Source organism: Dehalobacter sp. (assembly GCA_023667845.1).
GTDB lineage: Bacteria > Bacillota > Desulfitobacteriia > Desulfitobacteriales > Syntrophobotulaceae > Dehalobacter.
In genome coordinates this window covers 1-8227 of the sequence record JAMPIU010000023.1, presented here as the reverse complement: position 1 = coordinate 8227, position 8227 = coordinate 1, and the positions used below count along the sequence as shown (strand labels likewise).

At 43.5% G+C, this 8227-nt stretch carries 8 protein-coding genes; all 8 read left to right on the top strand.

From position 1 onward, the window contains the following. A partial coding sequence (locus tag NC238_01270; protein ID MCM1564585.1) for a hypothetical protein occupies positions 1–206 on the top strand: 206 nt, incomplete at its 5' end. 122 nt (positions 207–328) lie between these two features. After that, positions 329–1102: a glucose-1-phosphate cytidylyltransferase gene (rfbF, locus tag NC238_01265; protein ID MCM1564584.1), complete on the top strand. Its 774-nt coding sequence runs from the start codon at positions 329–331 to the stop codon at positions 1100–1102. 2 nt (positions 1103–1104) lie between these two features. Then, positions 1105–2232, top strand: a complete 1128-nt coding sequence (gene rfbG, locus NC238_01260) for a CDP-glucose 4,6-dehydratase (protein MCM1564583.1) — start codon at positions 1105–1107, stop codon at positions 2230–2232. 16 nt (positions 2233–2248) lie between these two features. Then, on the top strand, positions 2249–3721 hold the full coding sequence (gene rfbH, locus NC238_01255) for a lipopolysaccharide biosynthesis protein RfbH (GenBank protein MCM1564582.1): 1473 nt from the start codon (positions 2249–2251) through the stop codon (positions 3719–3721). A 15-nt stretch (positions 3722–3736) separates the two neighbouring features. After that, complete coding sequence (locus NC238_01250) at positions 3737–4714, top strand: glycosyltransferase family 2 protein (protein ID MCM1564581.1); 978 nt, start codon at positions 3737–3739, stop codon at positions 4712–4714. A 64-nt stretch (positions 4715–4778) separates the two neighbouring features. Continuing rightward, a complete protein-coding gene (locus NC238_01245) occupies positions 4779–5657 on the top strand; it encodes an NAD-dependent epimerase/dehydratase family protein (protein ID MCM1564580.1) in 879 nt (292 codons plus the stop codon). A 23-nt stretch (positions 5658–5680) separates the two neighbouring features. Beyond that, positions 5681–7492: a thiamine pyrophosphate-binding protein gene (locus tag NC238_01240; GenBank protein ID MCM1564579.1), complete on the top strand. Its 1812-nt coding sequence runs from the start codon at positions 5681–5683 to the stop codon at positions 7490–7492. Positions 7493–7542: 50 nt separating this feature from the next. Next, the coding region (locus NC238_01235; protein MCM1564578.1) for an HpcH/HpaI aldolase/citrate lyase family protein at positions 7543–8227 on the top strand (685 nt) is incomplete at its 3' end.

The window sequence follows — 8227 nt, the reverse complement described above, 5'->3', positions numbered from 1 at the left end:
GAAAGAATACCCAGGTACCGGGTAAGAATGAAGCGTTTTCACAAGGCCACCAGATAGGCATGTCCTCAGGTTTTAAACTGGCTATTTGTCTCCACCAGCTTAAACTGCCAATGCTGAACGAGAACCAGATTATTAATGCAAAAAGACGACGGACTAAAATTTTATTTGGCAAAAGTTACTACACCTCGTTCATAAATCTCATTTAATAAATATATCTGTAAATACAGTTAAATTAAGTATAAAATTAAAGGCTATTATGTGTCCATGTCGAAATCTCTAATAATTATACAACAATATATACCTTTTTTGCTAATAAGGGGAGAAGAAAATGAAAGTAGTAATTCTGGCCGGTGGACTTGGGACTAGGTTGAGCGAAGAAACTATTGTCAAGCCCAAGCCTATGGTGGAGATAGGCGGTAGGCCGATCTTGTGGCATATAATGAAGATCTACTCCAGCTATGCATATAATGATTTTATTATCTGCCTCGGTTACAAGGGTTATATGATCAAAGAATATTTCTCAAATTATTTCCTGCACATGAGTGATGTCACTTTTGACATGGAACACAACACCATGGAAATACACCAGAGACATGTTGAACCGTGGAAGGTGACATTGGTGGATACAGGTCAGGAAACCATGACCGGTGGCAGGTTGAAAAGGATAAGGGAATACCTTGGCAGGGATACATTTATGCTCACCTACGGGGACGGTCTGGCTGACGTGGATATCAACGAGTTGGTAGAATTCCACAAAAATCAACACAGGCTTGCCACAGTGACTGCAGTGCAGCCACCGGGGCGGTTTGGGTCACTGTGGATTGAACCGGAAGGTGGTGTTTCGTCATTTCAGGAAAAACCGACCGGTGACGGCACGTGGATTAACGGAGGCTTCTTTGTGCTTGAACCAGATGTTTTTAATTTCATTGAAGGTGATGCAACACTCTGGGAAAAAGAGCCCATGGAAAATCTGGCGGCGAAAGGACAGTTGGCTGCATATAAACATTATGGTTTTTGGAGGCCGATGGATACTCTAAGAGACAAGGTACTGCTGGAAAACCTGTGGAACAGCGGCAAAGCGCCCTGGAAAATGTGGTGTTAATTGTGGAAAATATATTTAACGGTATATATAAAAATAAAACAGTGTTTGTTACCGGTCACACTGGGTTTAAGGGAGCCTGGCTGTCAATCTGGTTAGAAGCTTTGGGGGCGAAGGTAGTAGGCTATTCCCTTAATCCTAAGGCTGAACCAAGCCTTTTTGAGACCATTGGTTTAGAGAAAAAGATAATAAGTGTTATTGGAGATGTGCGGTTCAGGGATAAGTTAGAGTCGCTATTTAACGAATACAAACCTGCGGTAGTGTTTCATCTTGCCGCTCAGCCGCTGGTGCGCCGGTCCTATATAGAACCAGTAAATACGTATGAAACAAATGTGATGGGCACTCTTAATATCCTTGAAGCTGTACGTAAAACTGATAGCGTCCGTGCCTGTTTAATAATTACAAGCGACAAGTGCTATGAAAACAGGGAATGGGCTTTCTCGTACAGGGAAAATGACCCCCTGGGCGGTTTTGATCCATACAGTTCAAGCAAGGCCTGTGCAGAGCTGGTTACAGATTCATACCGGAAATCATTTTTCGGAAGTACTGAAACAGGCTTCAGGAAGGCTGCGGTTTCTACCGCACGGTCCGGAAACGTTATCGGAGGCGGCGATTGGGCGGCAGACCGTATCGTGCCTGACATTATCAGAGCATTGACAGCTGATAGGCCAGTGCCAGTGAGGAACCCCGGCGCTGTGAGGCCGTGGCAGCATGTGCTGGAGCCTCTTGCCGGCTACCTCTGGCTGGCAGCTCTAATGTTTTCTGATCATAAGAGTTACAACGCAGCCTGGAATTTTGGGCCAGGCGCTTCTGGGAATATCAAGGTGCGGGATATTGTAGATCAGGCAATAAAGCTATGGGGCTGCGGCGCCTGGACGGATTTATCTGAGGAAAACAAAAATGCGCCTCACGAGGCCAACTTCTTAAAACTGGACTGTACTAGGGCCAATAATATTCTGGGCTGGTACCCGGTATATAATGTGTCTGAGGCAATGGAAGAGACAGTTAAATGGTATTTACAATATTATAAAAACAATAGCGCAAACATATATTCTTATACATTAAACCAGATAAAAAATTATGTTAAGAAAGCTCATCAGGGGAAACCAGCATGGTGCTACAAAACTATATAAGGCCGGGGTAAAAAAAATGGATTTGATTAAACAATGTTTGGAAGTAAGCAAAGACGGCTACCTGAACATAAAAATTCCTGAAGAAATGGGAAATAAAGTTGATTTAATAATCTTGCCCTCTGTAGAACACAATGAAAATATACGAAAAGGGATATTAGAAGAAGGTTTAAGGAAAGCGGCTCTTTTTTGTTCTGTAAAGCATTATGAATCAAAACATGAGAGCAAGAAATATGTTTATAAGCTTGGTGACAGGATAGCATACGCCGGTCGTGTTTTTGATGAAAAAGAGATCATAAATCTTGTGGACGCGTCATTGGAATTCTGGCTCACCACCGGACGCTATTGCGATAAGTTTGAAAAAAAACTGTCCAAGTACCTGGGAGTAGAACACTGTTCCTTGACGAATTCGGGATCGTCGGCCAACTTGCTGGCTTTTATGGCTTTGACATCGCCGTTATTAAAAGACAGAAGAATAAACAGGGGTGACGAGGTAATCACGGTAGCGGCTGGGTTTCCGACTACCGTAGCGCCGGTAATACAGTACGGAGCTGTCCCGGTATTTGTAGATATTGCCCTCCCGACATATAACGTAGATTGCAGCATACTTGAACAGGCCCTTTCTACAAAAACAAAAGCCGTGATGATCGCGCACACTCTTGGCAATCCATTTGATTTAAAGTCAGTACGTGATTTTTCCGACAAACACAATTTGTGGCTGGTTGAAGATAACTGTGACGCCCTAGGCTCAAGATATTTCTATAAGGGTAAGTGGGTTTATACCGGGACCATCGGGGATATTGGCACATCGAGTTTTTATCCCCCCCATCATATGACCATGGGCGAGGGCGGTGCTGTTTACACGGATAATCATGTGCTAAAGAAACTGATCGAGTCATTCCGCGACTGGGGCCGCGACTGCTGGTGTGACTCAGGTCGCGACAATACCTGTAAAAATAGATTTAATCAGCAGTTTGGAGAGCTTCCTTACGGTTATGATCACAAATATGTCTATTCACACTTCGGTTATAATTTAAAAGCGACCGACCTGCAGGCAGCTATAGGGTGCGCTCAGATAGATAAGCTGCCCAGCTTTACAGAAGCCAGAAAACGAAACTGGCGGATTTTGCATGACGGGCTGAGCTGCCTGAATAAATATTTCATATTGCCGGAAGCTGCGGAAAACACCGATCCGAGCTGGTTCGGTTTCCTGCTCACCGTTAAAAACGATGCCGGCTTTACGAGGGACGATCTGGTAAACCATCTCGAAACACACGGGATACAGACCAGGATGCTTTTCGCCGGTAATTTAATTAAACATCCCTGCTTCGACGAAATGAGGGCAGTTGGTGAAGGGTACAGGATAGTAGGGGATTTAAAGAACACTGACATAGTAATGAACCAGTCATTCTGGCTTGGTGTTTACCCCGGGATGACTGTTGAAATGGTTAATTACATGGTAGAAAAAATAAAAGAGTATATAAATTTCTAGGGGGGACGGAGTACCTTGGGTAGTGATTCGAAAAAGCTGATTTCCATAGTTGTGCCTGCTTATAACGAAGAGGATTCTGTTGAAGAACTGGCAAGGCGTCTGTCGGGGGTTTTTAAGGAAAACAGCAGGTATGATTTTGAGACAATAATTGTTGAAAACGGCTCGACTGATAATACATACGAAAGACTGCTTAAAATTCATGAGCATGATAAAAGGTTTAAGATACTCCGTCTGGCCAGAAACTTTAGAATGGACGGCGGAATAACAGCCGGTCTCAGTCATGCCACAGGCGACGCGGCGGTGATTATGGCTGCGGATTTGCAAGACCCTCCCGAGCTGATTAGCGAGTTTGTAAAGAAATGGGAGGAAGGTTATGAAAACGTCTACCAGATCGTAACTAAGCGGCAAGGCACAAATATTATAAGAAGGTTTAATTCACAGCTGTTTTATTACCTGAGCAATAAAATGACAGGCGGTATGCTGCCTAGAAACGTAAGCGACTTTCGCTTGATTGACAAAAAGGTTTATAAGACTATAAACAGCATGCAGGAGCGCAACCGTTTTGTGCGCGGGCTTTTCGCCTGGGTGGGCTTCAAGTCGATTGGTGTGGAATGCGATAGAGACCCGCGTTTCGGTGGTGTTTCAAACGCTCCCACCCTCAAAGTCCTTGAATTGGCACTGAAAGGGATCTTTGCTCATACGTACATACCCCTCAAAATGATAACAATTATTGGCCTGTGTCTTTCAATTCTTTCTTTCATATTCCTGGGGACTACGGTGATTAAGGCGCTGTTTTGGGGCGTACCCTTCCCTGGCTTTGGGTCAATCATGTCAGTCATGCTGCTGATGTTTGGCTTCCTGTTCACAATGCTTGGAGTAATAGGTGAGTATATCGGTCTCATTTATGAAGAAGTTAAACAGCGTCCTAATTTTATTCTGTCGGACAAGGTAGGCTTTGAGGAGATAAAAATAAAAAAGTTAAAAGTGGGTTAGTCGAGATTTTTCAAAATATTTAATAAGGTGTTTAAATCCCTTTTATGTACTGTGAGGTTTTAGATTGAAAGTATTAGTTACTGGCGGAAGCGGTTTTATTGGGAGAAATCTAATTGAATACTTTAGTCAAAGATATCAGATTATCGCTCCCACCCACAGGGAATTAGAACTCCTGGATGAAAACGCTGTCAGGGAATTTTTTAAACTAAATCCTGTTGATGTGGTTATACATGGTGCTGTAAAACCTGGCCACCGTAACGCAAAAGATCCAACTAACCTTCTGTACAGTAATACCAGGATGTTTTTCAATATAGTCCGGTGTTCCGGATTTTACGGGAAATTAATTTTCTTGAGCTCCGGCGCTGTATACGATATGAGAAAATACAAACCAAAAATGAAAGAAGATTATTTCGATACGTTTGTTCCTGTTGATGAACACGGGTTTTCAAAATATATCTGTGCAAGACATATTGAAAAGATGGAAAATGCGGTTGAACTGCGGCTTTTCGGTGTGTTTGGAAAACATGAAGATTATTCAATTAGGTTTATTTCAAACGCCATATGTAAAACACTCTTTAATCTGCCGATAACAATAAAACAAAACAGGCGCTTTGACTACCTGTATATTGACGACCTTATGCCGGTGATTGATAATTTCTTACATAATGAAGGTAAATATAAAGCATACAATGTTACTCCCGATCAAGCAGTTGGTCTTTATACAATAGCAGAAAAAGTAAGGGATATTTCAGGTAACAATTTATCAATATTAGTTGGGAAACCCGGGCTGGGAATAGAATACAGTGGCGACAACAAACGTTTAAAAAGTGAATACAACGAATTTAGAATTAGTCCATTAGATAATACTATTAGTGACCTTTATTATTATTATCTTAAGAATATAGATTCAATAAGAAAAGAACTTTTAATTAACGATAAATAACTAACCGGGTGGTTTAACTATTAATGATTAAAGTTTCAGATTATATCACCAATAAAATATTAGAACTGGGTGTCAGGCACGTTTTTATGATAACTGGCGGGGGCGCGATGCATCTCAATGATTCCGTTGGCCGGTGCAAAGATATGGAGTTTATATGCAATCATCACGAGCAGGCAAGCGCTATTGCCGTTGAGGGCTATGCAAGGATTACAGGCAGAATAGGAGTTGCCATTGTAACAACCGGTCCCGGAGGAACAAACACAATAACAGGCGTACTGGGACAGTGGCAGGATTCCATCCCCGCTCTCTATATATCAGGCCAGGTCAGGTACGGCACTACGGTGGCCAGTACCGGACTGCCGCTCAGACAGCTTGGTGACCAGGAAGTCAACATAACTGAAATCGTTCGTTCGATAACCAAGTATTCAGTTATGGTGAATGAGCCACTGTCCATTCGTTATCATTTTGAAAAGGCTGTTCATTTAGCAACAACTGGCCGTCCCGGACCGGTTTGGTTGGACATTCCTCTTGATGTACAAGCTGCTTATGTGGATGAGAAAGACCTGTATCCATTTGAGCCAGATCAATCTGAGGATTTTTTTGATAAATATAGAGTCGAGTGCCAGGTTGAAGAATTATTGGAGCGCATCCGTAACGCCAACCGGCCGGTAATACTCGCCGGCAGCGGCATCCGGACGGGACATACGCATGAAGACTTTTTAAAAGTTATCGAGAGGTTAAATATCCCAGTTCTAACGGCCTGGAACTCTCACGACCTGCTGTATGAAGAACACCCTTTATATTTTGGCAGACCGGGGACTGTTGGCGACCGTGCCGGCAATTTCATCCTGCAGAATTCCGACCTCCTGATCAGTATAGGCTGCCGTTTAAATATTCGGCAGATAGGTTATACGTATAAGGCTTTTGCCAGGGAAGCTTTCCGGGCTGTTGTTGACATTGATCCGGCGGAACTGAAAAAACCTACAATATTTCCGGACATGGCGGTGCACAGTGACGCAAAATACTTTATCGATGTTTTTCTGTCAAAGTTGGGTTTGAATCCCATACAGCCTAAAACTGAGTGGATTTCATGGTGCGGGGGCAGGAAGAACAGATATCCTGTGGTACTGCCGGAGTATTACATAGAAAAGGATTATGTTAACCCCTATGCTTTTATTGGCACTATTTCAGATGTACTGGAAGAAAAAGATATCATAGTTGCAGGGAATGGCGCCGCTTGTGTAGTTACCTTTCAGGCCATACGGCTCAAAAACGGGCAGAGGTTGTTGGGGAATTCCGGGACTGCGTCGATGGGTTATGATTTGCCTGTAGCGATCGGCGCCTGTGTTGCAAACGACAGGGGACGGGTTATCTGTTTCGCGGGGGACGGCAGCATACAGATGAATATACAGGAGCTTCAAACAATTGTCTATAATAAGCTGCCAGTTAAAATATTTGTTTTCAGCAACGGTGGCTACCTGTCTATAAGAACTACTCAGACCAATTATTTTAACGGCTTTTTGGTGGGGGAATCAGATGCAAGCGGCGTCGGTTTTCCTGACATGGTAAAAGTTGCCCAAGCCTATGGCATCAATGCCAACAGGATATCAAGCCATGCCGATATGGCTGATAAGATTAAAGAGGTCCTGAAAACACCGGGCCCGTTCCTGTGCGATGTGGCCATGTCCCAGTCACAAATGTTCTTGCCAAGGGTTTCTTCGCAAAAACTGCCGGACGGGACGATGGTTTCAAAGCCACTGGAAGATATGTACCCGTTTTTAGATCGCCGGGAGTTTCTTGATAACATGCTTATACCAGAATGGAAGCCGGATTAAATCAAAATTATTTTTACAAATGTGAATTGATATATGAAGGGATGTTACCTATGAACAGCTTGGAGAAAAAAATGGTGGATGTCTTAAAAGACCTCAGAGAAAACCATTATGTGGTAGGTGTTAAGGCGGAATTTGAAGCTGAAGGAACACGCATGGAGGAAGCTCTTCGCTTAAAGGAGGTCGTGACCAGGGCTGGTCTTGGTTTAACTATAAAAATAGGCGGTTGCGAGGCGCTCAGGGATATGTATGAAGCCCGGGTAATCGGTGTAGCTAGGGTTGTCGGCCCAATGGTGGAATCGCCTCACGCGCTAAAAAAATTTTTACTTGCGATCAAGATGGCTTTTCCGGAGGACGAGCGCAGGGAAGTTTCCTTCTGCGTCAATATCGAAACTATTGACGGGTATAAAAATTTTGACCGCATGTTGGCATTGGATGAGATTAGCGAACTGGACGGTATCGTCCTTGGAAGGGTAGATATGACCGGTTCAATGGGCATGTCCAGGGAAGATATCAACGCTCCGGAAATATTTGAGATAGCACAGGATCTTTTCCAAAAGGCAAAGCAGAAGTCACTTGAATGCGCGATTGGCGGTGGGGTAGGAGCTGAAGCCCTGCAATTTTTCAGAAATTTAAAGCCAGGCTTGCTTGACCGTTATGAGACCAGGAAGGTAATATTTGAATGCCCGGGCTGCCTTGGAGAAAACGCTGATAAAGGCATACTAAAAGCTGTTGGTT

What these genes read in the sequence shown, in the direction of transcription:
- rfbF (MCM1564584.1), top strand. Translation starts at nt 329, where the DNA reads ATGAAAGTAGTAATTCTGGCCGGTGGACTTGGGACTAGGTTGAGCGAA.
- rfbH (MCM1564582.1), top strand. Translation starts at nt 2,249, where the DNA reads ATGGATTTGATTAAACAATGTTTGGAAGTAAGCAAAGACGGCTACCTG.
- NC238_01240 (MCM1564579.1), top strand. Translation starts at nt 5,681, where the DNA reads ATGATTAAAGTTTCAGATTATATCACCAATAAAATATTAGAACTGGGT.